1 protein-coding gene is annotated in these 610 nt (G+C 46.2%); it reads left to right on the top strand.

Annotation, left to right across the window (positions count from 1 at the left end):
* A partial coding sequence (locus R7Z50_RS28900) for a cyclopropane-fatty-acyl-phospholipid synthase family protein (protein ID WP_318149934.1) occupies positions 1-610 on the top strand: 610 nt, incomplete at both ends.

Here is a 610-nt window from a genome sequence, read left to right as displayed (position 1 = left end):
ATCAGCGCTTTACCACACAAGTGCCGACTCCTTAGAGCAAGCTCAAATCAATAAAATGGAACGCTTGTGCCAGCAGTTGGATCTTCAATCTACCGACCATGTGATTGAGATTGGCACAGGGTGGGGTGCGATGGCGATATACATGGCTGAGCAATACGGTTGCCGCGTGACAACAACGACCATTTCGGAAGAGCAGCATGAGTATGCTCGACAGCAAATCGTACAACGAGGTTTAGCCGATCGAATTACTTTACTTAAAGAAGACTACCGTAACCTTACTGGGACGTACGATAAATTGGTTTCTATCGAGATGATTGAAGCCGTGGGGAAACAGTTCTTAGCTTCCTACATCAAAAAATGCGAGTCGTTATTAAAACCTAGCGGCCTGATGGCTATCCAAGCGATTACGATTGCGGATCAGCGCTACGACTATTACAGCAACAATGTCGATTTTATTCAGAAATACATTTTCCCTGGCGGTTTCTTGCCGTCGGTGACGTCTTTGACACAAGCGGCCACTAAGCACAGTGATTTGGTAGTTCGTGATTTGTTTGACATCGGCCTAGACTACGCAAAAACACTGAATGAGTGGCATCGCCGTTTTAACCGC

The sequence above is a fragment of the Vibrio sp. 1249-1 genome (assembly GCF_033340495.1).
The sequence above is the reverse complement of the archived record's forward strand: the minus strand, read 5'-3'. Positions and strand labels throughout refer to the sequence as shown.